Source organism: Brevundimonas alba (assembly GCF_011927945.1).
GTDB classification, from domain to species: Bacteria; Pseudomonadota; Alphaproteobacteria; order Caulobacterales; family Caulobacteraceae; genus Brevundimonas; species Brevundimonas alba.
Map to the genome: position 1 here is coordinate 1,257,118 of NZ_JAATJM010000001.1, position 20,759 is coordinate 1,277,876.

General features: G+C 68.5%; 22 protein-coding genes. 15 read left to right on the top strand and 7 right to left on the bottom strand.

Annotation, left to right across the window (positions count from 1 at the left end):
- The first annotated feature begins 10 nt into the window (after nt 1–10).
- The gene (gene galU / locus GGQ87_RS06280) at nt 11–889 is read left to right on the top strand and encodes a UTP--glucose-1-phosphate uridylyltransferase GalU (RefSeq protein ID WP_168045819.1); all 879 of its coding nucleotides are present in this window, start codon (nt 11–13) and stop codon (nt 887–889) included.
- 21 nt (nt 890–910) lie between these two features.
- Here galU and GGQ87_RS06285 read toward each other — a convergent pair whose 3' ends face one another.
- The gene (locus GGQ87_RS06285) at nt 911–1,120 is read right to left on the bottom strand and encodes a hypothetical protein (protein WP_168045820.1); all 210 of its coding nucleotides are present in this window, start codon (nt 1,118–1,120) and stop codon (nt 911–913) included.
- 20 nt (nt 1,121–1,140) lie between these two features.
- Nucleotides 1,141–1,899: an alpha/beta fold hydrolase gene (locus GGQ87_RS06290; protein WP_168045821.1), complete on the bottom strand. Its 759-nt coding sequence runs from the start codon at nt 1,897–1,899 to the stop codon at nt 1,141–1,143.
- A gap of 70 nt (nt 1,900–1,969) precedes the next feature.
- On the opposite strand from GGQ87_RS06290, the gene GGQ87_RS06295 reads away from it, so the two are divergent.
- The 13 genes from GGQ87_RS06295 (at nt 1,970) to GGQ87_RS06355 (ending at nt 16,010) form a co-directional block, all read left to right on the top strand.
- On the top strand, nt 1,970–2,929 hold the full coding sequence (locus GGQ87_RS06295) for a glycosyltransferase family 9 protein (RefSeq protein WP_168045822.1): 960 nt from the start codon (nt 1,970–1,972) through the stop codon (nt 2,927–2,929).
- Nucleotides 2,930–3,042: 113 nt separating this feature from the next.
- Entirely contained in the window at nt 3,043–3,564 is a 522-nt protein-coding gene (infC, locus tag GGQ87_RS06300; RefSeq protein ID WP_168045823.1) for a translation initiation factor IF-3, read from the top strand.
- A 142-nt stretch (nt 3,565–3,706) separates the two neighbouring features.
- A complete protein-coding gene (locus GGQ87_RS06305) occupies nt 3,707–5,689 on the top strand; it encodes an alpha/beta fold hydrolase (RefSeq protein ID WP_168045824.1) in 1,983 nt (660 codons plus the stop codon).
- A gap of 106 nt (nt 5,690–5,795) precedes the next feature.
- Entirely contained in the window at nt 5,796–7,046 is a 1,251-nt protein-coding gene (locus GGQ87_RS06310) for an MFS transporter (protein WP_168045825.1), read from the top strand.
- Nucleotides 7,047–7,118: 72 nt separating this feature from the next.
- Complete coding sequence (locus GGQ87_RS06315) at nt 7,119–9,056, top strand: alpha/beta hydrolase family protein (protein WP_168045826.1); 1,938 nt, start codon at nt 7,119–7,121, stop codon at nt 9,054–9,056.
- A 175-nt stretch (nt 9,057–9,231) separates the two neighbouring features.
- On the top strand, nt 9,232–9,429 hold the full coding sequence (gene rpmI / locus GGQ87_RS06320; protein ID WP_003166435.1) for a 50S ribosomal protein L35: 198 nt from the start codon (nt 9,232–9,234) through the stop codon (nt 9,427–9,429).
- A 52-nt stretch (nt 9,430–9,481) separates the two neighbouring features.
- Nucleotides 9,482–9,835 (top strand): 50S ribosomal protein L20, encoded by a 354-nt coding sequence (rplT, locus tag GGQ87_RS06325; RefSeq protein WP_168045827.1) that lies wholly within the window; start codon nt 9,482–9,484, stop codon nt 9,833–9,835.
- An 88-nt stretch (nt 9,836–9,923) separates the two neighbouring features.
- The gene (locus GGQ87_RS06330; RefSeq protein WP_168045828.1) at nt 9,924–10,865 is read left to right on the top strand and encodes a polysaccharide deacetylase family protein; all 942 of its coding nucleotides are present in this window, start codon (nt 9,924–9,926) and stop codon (nt 10,863–10,865) included.
- A gap of 57 nt (nt 10,866–10,922) precedes the next feature.
- The gene (gene pheS / locus GGQ87_RS06335) at nt 10,923–11,999 is read left to right on the top strand and encodes a phenylalanine--tRNA ligase subunit alpha (RefSeq protein WP_168045829.1); all 1,077 of its coding nucleotides are present in this window, start codon (nt 10,923–10,925) and stop codon (nt 11,997–11,999) included.
- Entirely contained in the window at nt 11,999–12,403 is a 405-nt protein-coding gene (locus tag GGQ87_RS06340; protein ID WP_168045830.1) for a hypothetical protein, read from the top strand. Before pheS ends, GGQ87_RS06340 begins: the two co-directional genes overlap by 1 nt.
- Nucleotides 12,404–12,428: 25 nt before the next feature.
- The gene (locus GGQ87_RS15380) at nt 12,429–12,854 is read left to right on the top strand and encodes a hypothetical protein (protein WP_168045831.1); all 426 of its coding nucleotides are present in this window, start codon (nt 12,429–12,431) and stop codon (nt 12,852–12,854) included.
- A complete protein-coding gene (pheT, locus tag GGQ87_RS06350; RefSeq protein WP_168045832.1) occupies nt 12,851–15,274 on the top strand; it encodes a phenylalanine--tRNA ligase subunit beta in 2,424 nt (807 codons plus the stop codon). Before GGQ87_RS15380 ends, pheT begins: the two co-directional genes overlap by 4 nt.
- Before the next feature lie 124 nt (nt 15,275–15,398).
- Complete coding sequence (locus GGQ87_RS06355; RefSeq protein ID WP_168045833.1) at nt 15,399–16,010, top strand: EipA family protein; 612 nt, start codon at nt 15,399–15,401, stop codon at nt 16,008–16,010.
- Here the strand turns inward: GGQ87_RS06355 and GGQ87_RS06360 are convergent.
- The 5 genes from GGQ87_RS06360 to thpR form a co-directional block, all read right to left on the bottom strand.
- A complete protein-coding gene (locus tag GGQ87_RS06360; protein ID WP_168045834.1) occupies nt 16,007–16,372 on the bottom strand; it encodes a bleomycin resistance protein in 366 nt (121 codons plus the stop codon). The genes GGQ87_RS06355 and GGQ87_RS06360 overlap by 4 nt on opposite strands.
- A 188-nt stretch (nt 16,373–16,560) precedes the next feature.
- On the bottom strand, nt 16,561–17,442 hold the full coding sequence (locus GGQ87_RS06365; protein ID WP_168045835.1) for an SDR family oxidoreductase: 882 nt from the start codon (nt 17,440–17,442) through the stop codon (nt 16,561–16,563).
- A gap of 10 nt (nt 17,443–17,452) precedes the next feature.
- A complete protein-coding gene (locus GGQ87_RS06370; protein WP_168045836.1) occupies nt 17,453–18,685 on the bottom strand; it encodes an NAD-dependent epimerase/dehydratase family protein in 1,233 nt (410 codons plus the stop codon).
- A gap of 94 nt (nt 18,686–18,779) precedes the next feature.
- Entirely contained in the window at nt 18,780–19,319 is a 540-nt protein-coding gene (locus GGQ87_RS06375; RefSeq protein WP_168045837.1) for a GNAT family N-acetyltransferase, read from the bottom strand.
- Nucleotides 19,316–19,855 (bottom strand): RNA 2',3'-cyclic phosphodiesterase, encoded by a 540-nt coding sequence (gene thpR / locus GGQ87_RS06380; RefSeq protein ID WP_168045838.1) that lies wholly within the window; start codon nt 19,853–19,855, stop codon nt 19,316–19,318. Before thpR ends, GGQ87_RS06375 begins: the two co-directional genes overlap by 4 nt.
- A gap of 124 nt (nt 19,856–19,979) precedes the next feature.
- On the opposite strand from thpR, the gene GGQ87_RS06385 reads away from it, so the two are divergent.
- Nucleotides 19,980–20,744 carry a Bax inhibitor-1/YccA family protein gene (locus tag GGQ87_RS06385; protein ID WP_168045839.1) on the top strand — a complete coding sequence of 255 codons (765 nt, stop codon included), beginning with the start codon at nt 19,980–19,982 and terminating at the stop codon, nt 20,742–20,744.
- Nucleotides 20,745–20,759 lie beyond the last annotated feature (15 nt).

The window sequence follows — 20,759 nt, forward strand, 5'->3', positions numbered from 1 at the left end:
AGGATCCCGCATGACCGATCACGCCCGCCGCCTTCGCAAGGCCGTCCTGCCCGTCGCCGGCCTCGGCACGCGCGTTCTGCCCGGCACCAAGACCACGCCGAAGGAACTGCTGAACGTCGTCGACCGGCCGATCCTGAGCTACATCGTGGAAGAGGCGCGCGAGGCCGGGATCGAGCACATCGTCTTCGTCACGGGCCGGTCGAAGGGCGCGATCGAGGACTATTTCGATCACCAGATCGAGCTCGAGGCCCAGCTGATCGCCAAGGGCAAGACCGACATCCTCGACATGATGAACGCCGAACTGGCCAGCGCGGGCGAGATGAGCTTCACCCGCCAGATGCAGCCGCTCGGCCTCGGCCACGCGGTCTGGTGCGCTCGCGACATCATCGGCGACGAGCCGTTCGCGGTGCTGCTGCCCGACGTGATCGTGGACGCCGCGCCGGGCGCGCTGAGACAGCTGGCGGACGTCTATGCCGAGGTCGGCGGCAACGTGATCGGCGTCGAGGCTGTGCCCGAGAGCGAGACGCACAAATACGGCATCGTCGATCCCGAGGACCGCAGCGGGCCGCACATCCGCATGAAGGGGATGGTCGAGAAGCCGCCGCGTGGCGAGGCTCCGTCGAACCTGTCGATCTCGGGCCGCTACATCCTGCAGCCGGAGATTTTCGGCATTCTGGAGAACCAGCCGCGCGGGGCGGGCGGCGAAATCCAGCTGACCGACGGCATGGCCCGACTGATGAAGGACCAGACCTTCACCGCCGTCGAGTATGAAGGCGTGACCCACGACTGCGGCGACAAGATCGGCCTGCTGCGCGCCAACGTCGCCCTGGCGCTGAAGCGGCCTGACCTTGGCGAACAGGCGCGCGCAGCCCTGACCGCGCTCCTTTAGACCGTTCGGCGCCCTGAACCGTCAGCGGTTGGAGGGCTGGCCGGTCACCTTGCAGACGTTGTCGAGCTGCGGACGGCCGGACTGCTGACCGGTTGGCGACAGGATGCCGCCGCGCGCGGTGCAGTCCGCGGACAGGCGCTCGAATTCCGACTGGTAGTGGTTCGAGCCCATGCCCGAGGCGCAGGCCGAGAGGGTAAGGGCGGAGGCGGCGACGATGAGGGCGGTACGCATGGCGTTGTTCCCGGTTGATCTCACGACAATGTAGAGCCTGAACGCCGGTTCCGTTCAACGGCCTCGATCAGCCGGTCCAGATCGGCCGGAGAGGACAGGCGGTGGTCGCCGCCCTCGATCAGGTCCAGCCGCACGTCCGCCCCCGTCAGGTGCTCGATCAGGGTGGTCTGGCGCCGCCACGGCACGACATCGTCGGCGCGCCCCTGCAGGATGTGAACGGGCGCCCGGACCGGCAGAGGCCCGCGCAGCACCAGCCACTCGCGCGCCTCCTCGAACATTTCTCGGGTCAGCACGTATTCGCCGAGGCCCTCCTCGACGACCAGCGTCTCGCCCTCGCGCAGGATCGCCTGACGCTCGTGGTCGGCCAGTCCGGGCCACATGAGATCCTCGGTGAAGTCCGGGGCCGGATTGACGAGCACCAGACCCGCCAGCCGGTCAGGCTGGGCCAGCGCCAGCAGCAGGGCGACCCAGCCGCCCATCGACGAGCCCACGGGAACGACCGGCCCTTCGAGGCTGTCGATCAGGGCGATGGCGTCCTCTCGCCAGCGGCCGATCGTGGCCTTTCGCCAGTCCCCGGACGAGCGGCCGTGGGCGAAATGATCGTAGCGGACGAAGTTCCAGCCCCGCTCGCGCGCCGCCGCGTCCAGCGCCAGCGCCTTGGTCCCCTCCATGTCCGAGCGGAAGCCGCCGATCCAGACGACCGTCGGCCCGGCGCCCCGGACGCGCTTCAGCGCCAGGTGTTCGCCGTCGGGCCGGGCCAGCTGTTCGAGATCGTCCATGGTCGTGCTCTCGCGAAAATCCTCAGGGACTGATAGCGAACGACCGAAAGCGAAGCGAAGGCCAATCCGCGTGTCCGAACCCAGGGTCCTGTTCGTCACCTCCAACCGCATCGGTGACTGCGTCATCTCCTCGGGCGTGATCCGCGAGATCGCGCGGCAGGTTCCGGGGGCGAGGATCACCGTCGCCTGCGGCCGGCCGCCCGCGCCCTTCTTCCGCTCCGCGCCTGGCGTCGAACGGGTCATCATCCTCGACAAGAAGAAGTTCGCCGGACACTGGATCGACCTGCTGAAGCAGGTCTGGCGCACCCGCTGGGACATGGTCATCGACATCCGCGGTTCGGCCCTGGCCTTTCAGGTGCGGGCGAAGAAGCGGCGAGTCTATCACCGGGGACTTGAGACCGGCACGCCCAAGGTGGAGATGGTCACCCGCCTGATGGAGGCGGATCACACCCTCGATCCCGAACTGTTCATCGACGCGCAGGCCCGGGCCGAGGCGGGGGCCGTCATCGATCCGCAACTGGCGACGGCGCCCGGTCCGATCATCGCCCTGGCCCCCATCGCCCATCAGCCGGGCAAGAGCTGGCCGGCGGACCGCTGGGGAGCCCTGGTCGAGAAGCTGAAGGCCGAACCGCGCTTTGACGGCTGGCGGTTCATGCTGGTCGGCGGGCCGGGCGATCATCCGCCGGCCGCGCCCGCTCTCGCCGCGGCGGGAGAGCGGGGCATCGACTTCGTCGGCAAGGGGGACATCCTCGCCTCGGCGGCGGCGATCGACCGCGCCGCCCTGTTCGTTGGCAACGACTCCGGCCTGATGCACGTCGCGGCGGCGGCCGGACGCCCCACGCTCGGCCTGTTCGGGCCGACGGAGTGGTGGCTCTACGGCCCTTGGGGACCGAAGACGCGCACCGTGGCCTCAAACGAGACACGCGGCGAGTTCGCGCCCATCGAGGCGCTGACCGTCGACCATGTGTTCGAGGGCGTTGTGGGTCTGCACGACGCCTTCATCGGCGCCGGAACGCCGGTCAAACCTTGAAGAGACGGGCATTCGCGGTCATATAGGCCGCTGGAGGGGAAGACCGCGATCCGTCGCGTGCTTCGTCTCGCCGACCCTGTCCACAAAAGGAAACGACGCCCATTCGCCGTCCGATGAACCAGCCGCCCGTCAAGGACGGGCCGCCCATGAACCACGAAATCCGCGCGCCGCGCGTTCTGCTGATCGACCAGAACGGCGAAAAGCAGGGCGTCATGCCGACGTCAGCCGCGCTGGAAGCCGCCGAAGAGGCCGGCATGGACCTGGTTCAGATCGTCTCCACCTCCGAGCCGCCGGTGGCGAAGATCCTCGACTACGGCAAGTTCCGTTTCCAGGAGCAGAAGAAGAAGGCCGAGGCCCGCAAGCGCCAGAAGGTCGTCGAGCTCAAGGAGATCAAGCTCCGTCCGAACATCGACACCCACGACTACGAGGTGAAGGCCAAGGCCATGCACCGGTTCTTCGACGAGGGTGACAAGGTCAAGGTGACCCTGCGCTTCCGCGGTCGCGAGATGGCCCACCCGGAGCTGGGCATGAAGCTGCTCAACAAGGTTCAGGCCGACTTCGACGAAATCGCCAAGGTCGAATACGCGCCGCGTATGGAAGGCCGCCAGATGATCATGATCCTGGCGCCGAAATAGGCTCCGCCTGATCGATCGCTGAAAACAGGAAGCCTCGACCGCCACGGTCGGGGCTTTCTTTTTGCCGCGCCAGCCGAGCCCTCTTGAAACCGGGGGCCGTGGCGGTGGACAAGGGCTACACGGCAAAGGGGAGGCTGGGCGCGTGTTCAAGTTGAAGCTGACGGCATGCGCCCTCGCGGTCGCCGCCCTGTGTTGCGGGGGAGGCGACGCATGGGGCCAGAGCGCCCTGCCGGCCCCCGCACCGCTCGAAGCCTACGGCGCGACCCCCGCCATCGAGCTTATCCAGCTATCCCCCAGCGGCGAATTGATCGCCCGGATCACGGTCGCGGGCGAAACCCGGGCCGTCGCGGTGACCCGCCTCGCGACCGGTGAGAACCTGTTCGTGCGCGATATCGGCGCCTACAAGGTTCGCGACCTGAGCTGGATCGGCGAGGGCAAGCTTCTGGTGGTCACCTCGCAGACGCGCAGCATCGCCACCCTGGGCGTGCCGCGGTCAGAACTGTTGTTCGGCCAGCTCATCGATCTGGGAACGCAGAACATCGTCCAGGTGTTGGACCGCACTCCGGACGTGCTGGCGGTGCTTTACGGGCGGCCCTCGGTCCGCCGCACCAGCGAGGGCGACGCCCTGTTCGTGCGCGGCGTCAACATCTCGAACGAACAGATCAATCTGCAGCGGATCGACCTCAGGACCGGGCGCGGGCGCCCGGTGGCCTATATGGATCACACGACCGACGACTATGTGCTGGACGGCGAAGGCAAGGTCATCGCCATGGCCCGCTACAATGATCGTAGCGGCCGGTGGGCGTTGCGCCTGCCCGAGGGACAGAATTACCGCGACGGGTGGACAGTCGACGCGCCGGTGGACACGCCGGCCCTCCACGGCATGGGCCGCACGCCGCGCACCATCGTGATCGGGGCCGACCGGCCGGACATCGCCGCGGCAGATGGAGGGGATCGGGACGCCCTGTTCGAGGTCAATGTGGACACCGGCGACTGGAGCCGCCTGCCGTTTGCCGAGGCCCCCGACTTCCTGGTGCATCATCCGCAGACCGGCCTGATGATCGGCGGCGGCCACATCGGCGAGGGCGGCCTCCGTTACGAGTTTCTGGACCCGCTGGCCCCCCGGCGCTGGCAGTCGGTTGAACGGGCCTTCAAGGACAAGGCCCCGGAGCTTGTTTCGTGGAACGACGCGATGAGCCAGGTCGTCGTCTTCACCGACACGGGCGAGGCGGGCCAGTATCAGCTGGTCGATTTCGGCCGGGGCGTCGCCGACATCCTCGCGGATGCGTATCCGGGCATCGCGCCCGAACAGGTCGGCGCCGTTCGGTCCATTCAGTATGAGGCGCAGGACGGGCTGGGCATTCCCGGTTACCTCACCCTGCCGCCCGGCGTTTCCGAACCGTCAGGCCTTCCGCTCGTGGTGCTGGCGCACGGCGGGCCGGCATCGCAGGATGTGGCGGGCTTCGACTGGTGGGCGCAGGCGCTGGCCTCGCGGGGCTATGCGGTGCTGCAGGCCAATTTCCGGGGATCGACGGGCTATGGCCGCGAGTTCCTCGAGGCGGGCTACGGCGAATGGGGCCGCAAGATGCAGACCGACCTCTCCGACGGCGTGCGCTGGCTGGCGGCCGAAGGCGTCATCGATCCGGCCCGGGTCTGCATCGTCGGCGCCAGCTACGGCGGCTATGCGGCGATGGCGGGCCTCACCCTCGACCACGGCGTCTATCGCTGCGGTGTGTCGGTCGCCGGCGTTTCGGACCTGCGTCGCATGGTCAACCGTGAGGCGCGGCAGGAGCGGCAAAGCGACAGTCAGACCGTGCGCTACTGGAACCGCTTCATGGGCGCGGCGCGGCTCAACGACCGGTCTCTGGACGAGCTGTCCCCGGCCTATCTCGCGGCCTCGATCGACGGCCCCCTGCTGCTGATCCACGGCAAGGACGATACGGTCGTGCCCATCGAACAGAGCCGGGTCATGGCCGAGGCGCTGCGGCGGGCGGGCAAGCCGGTCGAGTTGGTGGAACTGCCGGGCGAGGATCACTGGCTGTCGCGGTCCGACACGCGCCGTCAGATGCTGATCGAGACGGTTCGGTTCCTCGAAGCGAACAATCCGCCGGGCCCGCAGGACTGAAGGGCGCTCCGGGCGAAACAGATGCGGCGGCGATTGTCGTCCGCGCCTTGCGCGACCGCCCGATCTGCCTGACACAGGGGCAGCCCCCCGCCCCGAGAACCGCCCCGTGACGCCAGCCGCCCAGCCTCCGTCTCCCTCGCGATCGGCGCTGGCCGTGCTGTTCGGCGTGGTGTTCGTCAATCTGGTCGGCTTCGGCATCGTCATTCCGCTGCTGCCCTTCTACGGCCAGACGCTGGACGCGCCGCCGTGGCAGGTGGCCCTGATGTTCTCGGCCTATTCGCTGGGCCAGTTCGTCGGCGAGCCGTTCTGGGGACGGCTGTCGGACCGTATCGGGCGCAAGCCGGTGCTGATCGTCACCATACTGGCCAATGCGTTCGGCTATCTGGCGCTCGCCTTCGTCCCGAACATCTGGCTGGCCATCGCCGTTCGGCTGTTCACCGGCCTCGGGGCGGGCAATATCTCGACCGTTCAGGGCTATGTCGCCGACGTCACCCCGCCGGCGCAGCGGGCCGGGCGGATGGGGCTGATCGGCGCGGCCTTCGGTCTGGGCTTCATCTTCGGCCCGGGGCTGGGCGGCGTGCTCACACGGCCGGACCTCGGCGCTCTGGGGTATCAACTGCCCATCTTCGTTGCGGCGGGCCTGTGCCTGCTGGCGGCATTGGGCGTCGCCGTCCTGCTGAAGGAGAGCCGCGCGCCCGCCGATCCGGCGGCCCCGCGCCCGCCGTTCCTGAGCGGAGTGCACGACGCGGTGGCCAATCCGGTGGTGTCCCGGGTGCTGCTGGTGACCCTGATCTACATGGCCGGGTTTTCGGGCATGGAGTCGACCTTCGGCTTCTGGACCGAGGCCCGCTACGGCTGGGGCGCCCGCGAGGTCGGGCTGAGCTTCATGGCCGTGGGCGTGGTCTCGACCATCTGTCAGGGCCTCATCGCCGGACGGCTGGCGCGCCGGTTCGGCGAGGCGCGGGTGCTGGCGGTCGGCTGCCTGATCTTCGGCTCGGGGCTGGTGGGGCAGGTGGTCGCCAGCCGGTTGTTGCCCGACGCCGAACTGCTGGTGCCGGCGATCATGGCCTTCGGAGCCTTCGGGATGGCGGTGACCATGCCCAACATCTCGGCCCTGATCTCCCGTTCGGTCGATCCGGACCGGCAGGGGGCGATGCTGGGCCTGAACATGGCCGCCAGTTCAAGCGCCCGGATATTCGGCCCGATGGCGGCCGGAGCGATCTTTTCGGGGATCGGCCATGACTGGCCGTTCCTGATCGGCGCGGCCCTGACGGTCCCGGCCGCGGTGATGGCGATCAACGCGGGAAGGGCCTTCAGACACCGCGAGCTGTCGCGTGCGCCGCAGCCGGCGGAGTAGGCGGCTCGCGTTTCACGCTTGGCTCCGCTGTCCAAGCCTCCTACGGTTGAGCTTCAACAGCGGGGGGCTTGCATGTCCGTTCGAAATCTCTGCATCGCCGTGGCGGCCGCCTCGGCGGTTCTGTTCGGCGCCGCCGGCGCGGCGCTGGCCCAGTCGGCCCCGATCGAGGCCTACGCCGCCCTGCCGGCGATCGATGGCGTCTCGGTCTCGCCGGATGGATCGGCGCTGGCCTACATCCGACGCAGCCCGGATGGGGACACGGTCGTCGCGCAGGCGCGAACCGGCGAGGCCCTGGTCACCATCGATGTGAGCGACCGGGCTGCGCGCTTCGTGTTCTGGGCCTCGCCCGACCACGTGGTCATCTCGAGCACGATCAACGACAAACTGCCCTACACCACCTCTCCGGGCCTGTATGAGCAGCTGGACATCGTCAATGTGCGCACCCGGCGGGTCGCGCGGGCGCTGGGCAGCGCCGATAAGGCTATCCTGACGGCCAGCTTCGGCCCGGCGACGGTAGGGACCTATCGCGGGCGCCCGGTAATGTATCTGCGGACCTATACGGTCGAGAACAACGCCTACACCTACGACGTCTATCGCGTGGACCTCGACGATGGTCGCGGCCGCCTGCACCAGACGGGCGCCGAGGACACCAGCAGCTATGTCATCCGTCCGGACGGCGAGGTGCTGGCGCGCACCACCTATGACGGCGAGACCGGGGCCTGGCGCCTGCTGGCGCGTCGCGGCGGCAACTGGAACGAACTGCTGAGCCGGCGCTCGTTGCTGGATCGTCCCGCGATCCTCGGCTTCGGCCGTAGCGACGAAACGGTGCTGCTCAGCGAGGATCGCGAAGACGGGCCGGTGCTGGTCGAGATCAGTCTGGCTGACGGATCCGAGGTGGCGCAGCACGACAACGCGGGCGCGGACAACATCGTCCGTGACGGCGCCGGGCATATGGTCGGCATCTCCCGTCAAGGCCTGACCCAGTCCTACAGCCTGTTCGACCCGGCGCACCAGGCGAACTGGGACCGGCTGGTGCAGGGGCTGGCGGGCCGTCAGCTGTTCCTGACCGACACCGACGACGATCTGAGCGTCATGGTGTTCCGGGCCGAAGGCGCGGGCGAGCCGGGCTCGACCTATCTGTTCGACGCCGAGCGGCAGAGCGTGAACCTCATCGGGCGCGAGTATCCGGGTCTGACCGCCGCCGACGTCGCCGAGGTCAGCGCGGTTCGCTACAAGGCCGCCGACGGCATGGACCTGATCGGCTATCTGACCAAGCCGACCGGCCGGGAGGCGCGCAACCTGCCGCTGATCGTCCTGCCTCATGGCGGGCCGGCGGCGCGCGACAAGGCCGGCTTCGACTGGTGGTCGCAGGCGCTGGCGTCCCGCGGCTATGCGGTATTCCAGCCCCAGTTCCGGGGCTCCGAGGGCTTCGGCCAGACGCTTCTGGAGGCGGGCTACGGCGAATGGGGCCGCAAGATGCAGTCCGATCTCGCCGACGGGGTCAAATACCTGGCCGACGCCGGCATGGTCGACGCCTCCCGCGTCTGCATCGTCGGCGCCAGCTATGGCGGTTACGCGGCCCTGGCCGGAATGACGCTGGATGACGGCGTCTACCGCTGCGCCGTATCGGTCGCAGGCATTTCGGACCTGCCGGAATTCCTTGCGGTCGAACGGCGGGAAGGGGGGCGTTCGCGCTTTAACGAAGGACTTCGCTACTGGCAGCGGTTCATGGGCGTCACCAGCGACGTCGACCCGAGCCTCGCCGAACGCTCTCCGGCGCGGCTGATCTCCCGGATCGAGGGGCCGGTCCTGCTGATCCACGGGCGCGACGATACGGTGGTGCCCTTCGAACAGAGCCGGATCATGGATCGCGCCATGCGGGCGGCGGGCAAGGACGTGGAGCTGGTGTCACTGGCGGGGGAAGACCACTACATGAGCTTCCCGGCTACGCGCCGGCAGATGCTGACCGAAACGATCAAATTCCTCGAGGAGCACAATCCGCCCCGATAGGCGGATAATAGCCCTTCCACCTTGCGTTCCGGCCCTGCTTCGACTAGAAGCCGCGCCTTCGCGTACCGAACCGCCGGGCTAACAGGCATGCCTGGGCGGTTCTCAATCAGGGTCTATCCTCCCTATGGGCTCAAGTAGCCGATAGGCGGTAGCCCACTCAAAATAGAGAGTGAAAATGCCGAAACTGAAGACGAAGTCGGGCGCCAAGAAGCGCTTCAAATTCACGGCGACTGGCAAGGTTAAGGCCGGTGTTGCTGGCAAGCGTCACCGCTTGATCAGCCACAACAGCAAATACATCCGCCAGAACCGCGGCACCTCGGTCATGGCCGACGCCGACGCCAAGAAGATCAAATCCTACATGCCGTACGCCTGATCGGCGCGCGCTGTTCGACTGATCTCCACACCGAATTTGAAAGGATAGCGACATGGCTCGCGTCACTCGGGGCGTTACGTCCCATGCCAAGCACAAGAAGGTTCTGAAGCAGGCCAAGGGCTTCTACGGCCGCCGCAAGAACACCATCCGCACGGCCAAGGCCGCCGTCGACCGCGCCGGGCAATACGCCTACCGCGACCGCCGCACCAAGAAGCGCAACTTCCGCGCCCTGTGGATCCAGCGCATCAACGCCGCCGCCCGTCTGGAAGGCTTCACCTACAGCCAGTTCATCCACGGCCTGGGCGTGGCCGGCATCGAGCTTGACCGCAAGGTCCTGGCCGCGATGGCCGCCGACGAAGCCGCCTTCAAGGCGATCGCCGACAAGGTCCGCGGCGCGCTGGCGTAAGCCAAGCTCCATCGTGATTTCGAAACGCCCGCTCCGGTCCGCCGGGGCGGGCGTTTTCGTTTGCGGACCGAACGACTAGGCTTGGGGGATGTTCAGACCCCTATTCTTCGCCGTCGCCCTCGCCCTCCTTTCGGCGCCTGTTCAGGCGCAGCAGCGGGCCGTCGCCGTGACCTTCGACGATCCGCCGTATCAAGCCACCGAGGCGGAACTGTGCGACCCGGTCAGGGCCATGGCCCTGACGCGCGATTTCGTCGCCATGCTGCGGCCGCTGGACACACGGGCGACCGTCTTCGTCAACGAGGGCAAGGTGTGCGAGGAGCGGCGCGCCGACCTGCTGCCCGCCCTGCTGAACATGTGGCTCGACGCCGGGCTGGACATGGGCAACCACACCTTCAGCCATCTGAACATCCACCGGACCACCGTCGAGGCGTATCTGGCGGACGTAGACGCCGGCGCGCCCGTCACGCGCGCCGTGCTGGCGGAGCGGGGCGGCACCCTGCGCTTCTTCCGTCATCCCTTCCTGTTCACCGGCGAGACGCCGGAGAAGAAGGCCGCCATCGCCGCGGGTCTGACCGGGCGGGGCTATACCGTCGCGCCGGTCACCATCGACAACAACGACTGGATGTTCGCTGCGCTTTACCGCCGGGCCGAGGCCGCAGGGGACGAGGCGCTGAAGACGCGGATCGGCGAGGCCTATGTGGCGCACATGGCGGCGGTGCTGGATCACTGGGAGCCCTACAGCGCCGAGCTGACCGGCGGGCGTGAGCCGGCGCAGGTGCTGCTGCTTCACGCTCATACGCTGAACCGGGACTGGTATCCGCGGATCCACGCCCTGTATCTGGCGCGGGGCTACCGCTTCGTGACGCTGGATGAGGCGCTGGCGGACCCGATCTACGGCCACGCCGACGACTATGTGCGGGCCAACGGGGTCTCGTGGCTGCACCGCTGGACCTTCACCGAGGGCCGGCCGATCCGCTGGGAGCCGGACCCGCCGAAGTGGATCATGGACGCCTATGAGGCGCTGAACTGATCAAGCCGCGCCTGACCGGGTGACGAAAGCCCTTCAGCCCGCTAGACGACTGCGACCATGACCGATCTCGCCCAGCTCGAACTCGACCTGATCAACGCCATCGGCCGCGCGGAAACCGCTGCGGCGGTCGAGGATCTGCGCGTCGCCTCGCTGGGCAAGTCCGGATCGATCTCGGGTCTGCTCAAGGGCATGGGGGCGATGAGCCCCGAAGAACGCCGCGAGAAGGGGCCGATGATCAACGGCCTGCGCGACCGGGTGCAGTCCGCCTTGGCCGCCCGCAAGGGCGAACTCGAGGCCGCCGAGCTGGACGCCCGTCTCAAGGCCGAGCACCTCGACCTGACCCTGCCGTCGCGCCCGCGCCGCAAGGGCAGCGTGCATCCGACCATGCAGGTGATGGACGAGATGATCGCCCTGTTCGCCGACATGGGCTTCGCCGTCGCGGAAGGCCCGGACATCGAGGACGACTTCCACAACTTCACGGCCCTGAACTTCCCGCCCAAGCATCCGGCGCGGGAGATGCACGACACCTTCTTCCTGACGCCCGATCCGGAGACCGGCGAGCGCAAGGTCCTGCGCACCCACACCAGCCCGGTGCAGGTGCGCACGATGATGTCCCAAAAGCCGCCGATCCGGATCATCGCCCCGGGCCGGACCTTCCGGAAGGACAGCGACGCCACCCACACGCCCATGTTCCATCAGGTCGAGGGTCTGGTGATCGACAAGGCCATTCACATGGGCCACCTGAAGTGGACGCTGGAGACTTTCGTCGCCCGCTTCTTCGAGGTCGACGACGTCGATGCGCGCTTCCGGCCGCACCACTTCCCCTTCACCGAGCCGTCGGCCGAGATGGACATCCGCTGCGACCGCTCGGGCGGCGAGCTGAAGCTCAATCAGGGCGATAGCTGGATGGAGATTCTCGGCTGCGGGATGGTGCATCCGAACGTGCTGCGGAACTGCGGCATCGACCCCGACGAATACCAGGGCTTCGCCTTCGGCATGGGCGTGGACCGCTTGGCCATGCTGAAATACGGCATCCCCGACCTGCGGCCCATGTTCGAGGCCGATACCCGGTGGCTGGCCCACTACGGTTTCTCCGCCTTCGCGGCGCCCAACCCTGCAAGCGGACTGTCCTGATGGCCACCGACCAATCCCCGAACCGGCCCGTCGAAACCCGCGAGATGGACCCGCGGGCCACGACCTTCGAGGGCGGTCATTTCGCCCTGTTCGACCTGTACCGCGCCAACATCCAGTCGGGCGGCGGGGCCGTGATCGAGGGCCGCACCTTCGACGGCTGCTTCATCGAAGGACCGGCGGTGATGCTGGTGATGGAAGGGACGCATTTCGAGGGCGTCAATTTCGGCCCGTCCGGCGGCGACCTGCGCAACATGCTGTTCCGTCCGATGAGCGGCCAGATGGCCATCGGCGCGATTCCCGTCCGCAACTGCACCTTCCGCAACTGCCAGTTCCACACGCTCGGAATCACCGGCGGCGACGACCTGCTGCGCCGGCTGGTCGAGCAAGTCGCCACCACCGGCTGACGTCCAGAACCCGAGAGATCCGACCATGACCGATCAGACCATGTCCGCCGAAGAGGCCGCCGGTCGCGCCCTGGTGGCCCGCACCACCTTCGAGAACGAGGCCGTCTGGCTGCCCTCGCTGGCGGTCCAGCACTGGAACGCGGGCGAGATGTTCATCGAGGGCAAGACCTTCACCGACTGCGTCATCGAGGGGCCGGCGGTCATGGCCGTGATGAACGGCACCGTCTTCGACAGCTGCGCCATGGGTACGACCAGCGATATGGCGACGCTGCTCTACCGGCCCGTCGGCCGGGTCAAGATGGCCGGTGTGGTGGGCATGGCGAAATGCCGTTTCGTCCGCTGCCGCTTCGTCCAGGTCGGTTTCACCGGCACCGACCAGCTGATCGACGAGCTTCTGGCCGACGTCAAAACCCTGTCGGACGTCGCCGCGCCCACGGAGCCGTCGGCGTGAAATTCACTCTCTCCTGGCTGAAGGAGCATCTCGACACGGAGGCCGAGGTCGCCGCCGTGGCCGACGCCATGACCATGGCCGGCCTTGAGGTCGAGGAGGTCCACGATCCCGTCGCCGCCCTGGCGCCCTTCACCGTGGCGAAGATCGTCTCGGCCGAACGGCACCCGAACGCCGACCGGCTGCAAGTCTGCCAGGTCGCCACCGTCGACGGGCCGAAGGAGATCGTCTGCGGTGCGCCCAACGCGCGCGCCGGCCTGACCACCATCTACGCTCCCATCGGCGCCTATGTGCCGGGCCTCGGCGTCACCCTGGTCGAGAAGCCGGTGCGCGGCGTGGTCTCGAACGGCATGCTGTGCTCGGCCTCCGAGCTGGAACTGTCTGACGAAAGCGACGGCATCCTCGAACTGGGCGACGACCTCAGCGTCGGGACGCCGGCGGCCGGCGTCTTCGGCGCAGAGCCGGTGATCGATTTCGAAGTTACTCCGAACCGCCCCGACTGGCTGGGCGTCGCCGGAATCGCGCGCGATCTGGCGGCGGCCAGCCTCGGCCAGCTGAAGACCCCGTCCATCGTTCCGGTCGCCGGCGCCTTCCCGTCGCCGATCTCGGTGCGGATCGAGGCGCCGGAGATGTGCCCGGTGTTCGCCGGACGGCTGATCCGGGGCGTCAAGAACGGCCCGTCGCCCGAGTGGCTGCAGCGCCGCCTGACCGCCATCGGCCTGCGTCCGATCAACCGGCTGGTCGATGTCACCAACCTGATCGCCTACGACCGCTGCCGTCCCTTGCACGTCTATGACGCGGCCAAGCTGGTGGGCGGCGAGATCGTCGTGCGCGGCGGGCAGGTGTCCGAAGGGGCGGCGCACATAGCCGCCGGCACGCACGAGCAGCTGATCGCGCTGGACGGCAAGACCTACACCGTCGATCCGTCGATGTGCGTCATCGCCGATGCCGCCGGAGAGCGCCCCATCGGCCTCGGCGGCGTGATGGGCGGCGAGTCCACCGGCTGTTCGGACGAGACGGTCGACGTCTTCCTCGAAAGCGCCTGGTTCGATCCTCTGGTCACGGCCCAGACGGGGCGGACGCTGACGCTCAACTCCGACGCCCAGTATCGTTTCGCGCGCGGCGTCGATCCGGCGTCCGTGGTTCCGGGACTGGAGCTGGCGACCAAGCTGATCCTCGAACTGTGCGGCGGCGAGCCGTCGGCGGTCGTGGTGGCCGGACAGGCGCCGGCGAGCCCGCAAGCCTTCGCCTTCGATCCCGCCCGCGTTGGCGCCCTGACGGGCCTGTCGCTGGACGACGACCGTATCGCGGAAATTCTGACGCGGCTCGGTTTCGAGATCGCGCGCGGCGCCCCCTGGACCGTGACGCCGCCGTCGTGGCGTCGCGACGTCGAGGGCCCGGCCGATCTGGTCGAGGAAGTCGCCCGCATCGAGGGCTATGGCGAACTGCCGTCGACCCCGCTGCCTCACCTCGGCGCGCCGTCCAAGGGCATCCTCAACCCGCGTCAAGCGCGCGTGCGCACCGCACGGCGGGCGCTGGCCGCCTTGGGCTATGCCGAGGCCGTCACCTGGTCCTTCACCAAACAGTCCACCGCGGCCCTGTTCGGCGGCGGCGATCAGCGGCTGGTGGTCGAGAACCCCATCGCCGCCGACCTCGACTGCATGCGGCCCTCGGCCCTGCCGAACCTGATCCAGGCGGCGGCGCGCAACGCCGACCGCGGGCATCCGGACGCCGCCCTGTTCGAGATCGGTCCCATCTATCTGGACGACAGCCCGACGGGTCAGCGTACGGTCATCGCCGGTCTGGTCTCGCCGCGCTCGCCGCGCCACTGGGGCGGTGGGGCCGAGGAGGCCCTGTTCGCGCTCAAGGGCGACCTGATGGCGCTGCTGGAGGAGTTGGGCGCGCCCGTCGCCTCGCTGCAGCTGACGCAGGGCCAGAACCGCGACTGGTGGCATCCCGGCCGCTCGGCCCGCCTCCAGCTCGGCCCGAAGAACGTCATGGTCGAGTTTGGGGCCCTGCACCCGCGCGTGCTCAAGGCGCTGGACGCCGATGCGCCGATGCTGGCCTTCGAGATCGTACTCGACGCCGTGCCCGAGCCGCGCGGCAAGGCCACCAAGGCGCGGGGCGCGGCCTTGTTGGCCCCGCTCATGCCCCTGACCCGCGACTTCGCCTTCGTGGTCGAGGAAGGCCGGGCCACCGGCGACGTCGTGCGGGCCGTGGCCGGGGCGGACAAGGCCCTGATCGCCGACGTTCGGGTGTTCGACGTCTACCGCGGCGCCGGCGTGGCCGAGGGCATGAAGTCGGTGGCGCTGGAAGTCGTCATCCAGCCCCGCGACGCGACCCTGACCGAGGCCGAAATCGAGGCGCTGTCGACGAAGGTCGTCGCGGCGGCGGGCAAGGCGGGCGCGACTCTGCGGGGCTAGCAGATCAAGCGGCGGCAAGGTTCCGTTAACCTTGCAGCCGCAAGTCTGCCGCAAAAGCCGGTGACGGTGCCGTCCAGCGCCCGCGCGAGTCGGGCGGACCGTCCCCGCCTTCGGAGCCATCGCCATGCATCGCCGCCAGCTGATCCTTTCCGGCCTCGCCGCCACCGCCGGCGCCTCCGGCCTGTCCGCCTGCGCCACGGGCCCGGCGGCCGATCCGAACTATCCGATCCGCTCCGATCAGGAGGCGCAGGCCTATACCGCCGACGAGCTGATCGCGGCCGGGTCGCGCGAACTGGGCATCGCGGCCGAGGCCATCGGCGCGGCCATCGAGCGCATCTTCGCCGACCAGGGCGACCGCCCGACTGCCTATGTCGCGGGCGAGGAGGCCGCGGGTGCGGCCGGCGTCGGCCTGCGCTATGGCCGCGGCGCCCTGCACATGAAGGACCTCTCCGCGTCGCAGGAGGTGTTCTGGCAGGGCATCTCGATCGGCTGGGATGTGGGCGGCAACGCCAGCCGCGTCTTCACCTTGGTGTACGGCCTCTACCACCCCGACATGATCTACCGCCGCTACCCGGGCGTCGAAGGCTCGGCCTATCTCGTCGGCGGCGTGGGTGTGAACTATCAGCGCGCCGACGGCATCGTCCTGGCTCCGATCCGCACCGGTGTCGGCCTGCGACTGGGCGCCAACGTCGGCACCATGGCCTACAGCCGCCAGCGCAACCTGCTGCCGTTCTAGGCCGGGTTCTGGACGAGACGCACCAGCGTCCCGTCCGGGTCCAGCAGATAGCCGATCCGCAGGCCGGAGTGCTCCAGCGCCGGGGCCTGGACGCGCGGCAAGCCGCCCGACCGCTCCGGTACGCCCGCCGCCTTGCAGACCGCGTGGAAGGCGTCGGCGTCGTCGAGCCGCAGGCAGCAGCCGAACGAACTCGTCGCCGGGTCGAGGTCCGGATAGGGGAAGAATTCCAGCTTGAGGGCGCCCCGCGTCAGGATCATCCAGCCGCCGTCCTTCCACGTCGGTTCGAAGCCGAGCGCGGCGTAGAAGCGGGCGGTGGCGTCGAAATCCCGTGACGGGAGATTTGGCGTGGCGTGGTCGGTCATGGAACCTCCTGCGGCCGCGAAGCTAGCACGCCGCCCCTGACGATTGACGGTTGGGGGACGGGATGTTCCCGGACATCGCAGGCCATCTGTCCGGCATTTTCGAACGCCGATCGGGCCATGTCTCGCTTGTATCGGTTGTAGCGCTTCTGATCCCCGAAAACTGTCGAGGTTGTATCGCCTGATCGTGGTCAGGCCGCCTCTCCGCTGATCAGGGCTCCAAGCCCTTCCCGATACGTCGGATAGCGAGGCCGCCAGCCTAGCTCCGCCTTCGCCCGGGCGTTCGAAAGGCGTTTAGAATCAAGATAGAACCGGCGCATCGCGTCGGACACCGTGGGGTCGTCCAGATCGATCTCGGGCGGGCGGGGCATGCCGAGCCGGTTCGCGGCCCACTCCATGACCGCATCGGCGGGTGCGGGTTCGTCGTCGCACAGCGTATAGGCCGCGCCGGGCCGGGGCCGGGCCATGGAGGCGAACAGGCCGGCGACGGCGTCCTCGACATGGATGCGGTTGAACACCTGCCCCGGCTTGCGGACGATACGGGCCGTGCCGTCCTGCAGCCGGTCGATCGGCGAACGGCCGGGGCCGTAGAGGGCCGGCAGGCGGAAGATCTGCACCGTCAGCCCCATGCCCTGACCGGCGTCCAGCCAGTCGCGCTCGGCCCGCACCCGACGCGCGCCTTCCAGCGAGGCGGCGTTGAGCGGGTCGTCCTCGAAGGCCCAGCCCCCGGCCCGATCGCCATAGACGGCCGTCGAGGAGACATAGCCGATCCAGTCGGGAAAGGCGCCGCTGCGGGTCAGGGCTGGAACCAGCCGCTTCAGTCCGGGGCAGCCGTCGCTCTCGGGCGGGGCGGTGACGAGGATGGCGGTCGCGCCGCGCACGGCCTGCTCGAGCGCTTCGCCGTCGGCCGGGTCGACGGTGTCGAAGCCTTGGCCGAACAGGGCCTCGCGGCGGGCCGGATCGCGGCTGGTCAGGATCGCCCGGCCGCCCCGGCGCACGGCCTCGCGGGCGGCGGCCTGACCCAGCCAGCCGCCGCCGAAGACGAGCAGGGTGGAAGGAGCGTCTGCGGGCATGCCGTCCCGATCAGGCGGAGCGGGCGTGGGCGCCCGGCTGGGGCGCGACCACCACCGGCTCGGCCTTCAGAGCCTCGGCCCGCTTGCTGTTCCAGCTGGAGACGCACGGGACCTTGGTCAGGTCGGCGCGGTCCGCGTAGCGACGGGCGATGTCGGTGACCTCGTCCAGCAGGCCCTGCTCCAGGGTGATCGGCTTGAGGCCGAGGTGGCGGAACTGGTCATTGGCGACCACCAGCTCGTTCTCGTCGGCTTCCTGGCGCGGATTGGGCACGTTGTGGACCTCGGCGCCCGTCATGTCGGCGATCATGGCGGCGAGGTCGCGGACCCGGCGGCTCTCGGTCATCTGGTTGAGGATCTTGACCCGCTCGCCCGTCTTGGGCGGGTTCTTCAGCGCCAGCTCGACGCAGCGCACCGTGTCCTGGATGTGGATGAAGGCCCGCGTCTGGCCGCCCGTCCCGTGCACCGTCAGCGGATAGCCGACCGCCGCCTGCATCAGGAACCGGTTCAGCACCGTGCCGTAGTCGCCGTCGTAGTCGAACCGGTTGATCAGTCGCTCGTCCTGCCGCGTCTCTTCGGTCTGGGTGCCCCAGACGATGCCCTGGTGCAGGTCGGTGATCCGGACGCCGTCGTTCTTGGCGTAGAACTGGAAGAGCAGGGCGTCCTGCGTCTTGGTCATGTGGTAGATCGAGCCGGGGTTCGGCGGGAACAGGATCTCCTGCTCGGTCGGGCCGAAGTCGGTGTCGACGGTGACCTTCAGATAGCCTTCCGGGATCCGCAGCCCAGCGGTGGTGTAGCCATAGACGCCCATGGTCCCGAGGTGGGCCAGATGCACGTCCCGCCCGCTCTCCACGAGGGCGGCCAGCAGGTGGTTGGTGGCGTTCAGATTGTTGTCGACCGTGTACAGCTTGTGCCGCGCCGACTTCATCGAATAGGGCGCTGCCCGCTGCTCGGCGAAGTGGACGACGCTGTCGGGTTTCCAGTCGCGGATCAGGCCGACCAGCCGGTCGAACTCCTTGCCGACCGTCATGTTGACGAACTCGATGGTCTTGCCCGAGACATCCTTCCACGCGGCGACACGCTCGCCCATGGTCCGGATCGGCGTCAGGGACTGGACCTCCAGTTCATTGTCGATGTTGCGCCGGCTCAGGTTGTCGACGACCAGAACGTCCCAGCCCCTCGCCGACAGGTGCAGCGCCGTCGGCCAGCCGCAGAATCCATCGCCGCCCAGAACCAGAACCCGCATCCGTCCAACCCTCATCTTGACCGTCTCTTTGCCTAGCCGATGGCGGCGGCGCGTCAAAGCTTGAGTGTTGAACGCGCGAAGGTAGGGTTCGGGCTCAGCCCCGCGGACGCGAGCGCCACTGCTCGCGGCTCTGGCCCCAGCGATCCACGGCGACGGTATCGAACGGCGGGGGCAGGCGCGTTGGCCCCTGATTGTAAGAGCTCAGCCTTTCGGCCAGCCGCTGCGATGGCGTGTTGTCCGGGTCGATGCAGTGGATCACCGCGGTCCAGCCGAGAACATCGAAGGCGTAGTCGATCGCGGCGGTCGCCGCTTCCACGCCATAGCCCTTGCCCTGGGCGTCAGCGTGCAGGCCCCAGCCGACCTCTGTCCCGGGCCAGCCCAGCGGCGTCCACGGGCCGATGCGGCCCAGCCATTGGCCGGTGTCGCGCTCGATCAGCGAGAACATGCCCACGCCGGTCAGGCTCCACGCTCCGGCCATGGTCATGAAGCCGCGCCAGGCGGTCTCGGCCGGCATGGGGCCGCCGATGAATTTCGCCGCCTCGGGATCGGCCATCATCTCGGCCCAGCGTGGAAAGTCCTCCATCGCGGGCGGGCGCAGGGTCAGGCGGGCGGTCTGGATCACGGGTCCGGTCACAGCCAGTACTCCTGCTCGAGCTGATAGCGGCTGCCGTCGTGGGTCAGGACGCTGGACCACAGGCCGAAGCGGTCGACCCGTATCGGCGGCGAATGCAGCAGATTGTGCCCCGCGATCCACGCCCCGATGCGGTCCGGATTGGTCTGAGGCTTGAGGTAGGCGAGGGTCACGTGGGGGCGGTAGTCGCGCTTCTCCATCGTCACCCCGGCCCGCTCGCCGGCGGAGCGGCAGCGCCCGGCGAGAACCGACAGCCGGTCGTTCGGCTCGACGCCGGCCCACAGGGTGTGGCTGCGGTGCGAGTCCCCGAACGCGCCCACACCCCTCAGGGCGAAGTCGAACGGCCCGCCGGTCGCGGCGCGGCTCAGCTCGGCGGCCAGGTCGTCGGCGCGGCGCTCGTCGATCTCGCCGTAGAAGGCGAGGGTCAGGTGCAACTGGTCGCGGCTACGCCATTTGGCGCCGGGCAGCCCCGACTGGCGCCGTTCAAGGGTGTCGGCCACGTCCTCGGGGATCGACAGGGCGGTGAACAACCGGATCATGCGACCGTTCGTAGCGGCTGAAACTCGACGGCCCAAGTCCGGTTTTCCTTGCGGAAGGGCAAACCGGACCTGATATTCAGGCAAAGGTTGGGACACGCCCCAACCGAACGGAGGACTGATCGCCATGAGCGATTTCGGAAACTACACGGCCGCTGGATCCCGCGCCGACGCCGCGCTCGATCCCGGCCTCAAGAAATTCATGCTCGGCGTCTATCAGAAGATGGGACTCGGCCTGCTGGTGTCGGCCGCGCTTGCCTGGCTGACGTCCAGCTACGCCCCGGTGTCCAACCTCATGTTCGTCAAGACGCCCACCGGCGGGCTGGCGGGCTTCACCCTTCTGGGCATGATCGTCAGCTTCGCGCCGCTGGTCATCCTGCTGGGCTCCAACTTCATGATGAAGCGGGCCAGCGCCAGTTCGGCCAACATCCTCTACTGGGTCATCGTCGCGCTTGTCGGCGCCTCGCTCGGCACCGTGGTGCTGATGTACGCCGGCGCCAGCGTGGTCACGACCTTCCTGATCACGGCGGCGGCCTTCGGCGGGCTCAGCCTGGCGGGCTACACGACCAAGCGCGACCTGTCGGGCATGCGCAGCTTCATCTTCTTCGCCATGTGGGGCTTCGTCTTCGCCGGCATCGCCTTCTCGATCGGCGCATCGTTCGGGCTGTTCAGCGTCGGGCCGGTCTTCATGATCATGAACGCCGTCGGCATCCTGCTGATGGCGGGTCTGATCGCGGCCGAAACCCAGCACCTGAAGATGATCTATTACAGCGTGCGCGGCGACGGCGAGAGCATGTCGGCGGCGACCAGCTTCGGCGCGCTCAACCTCTACATCGCCTTCGTGAACCTGTTCCGCTTCCTGCTCTATTTCATGGGCGTGCGGCGCGACTGATCGACCTGGCATCTG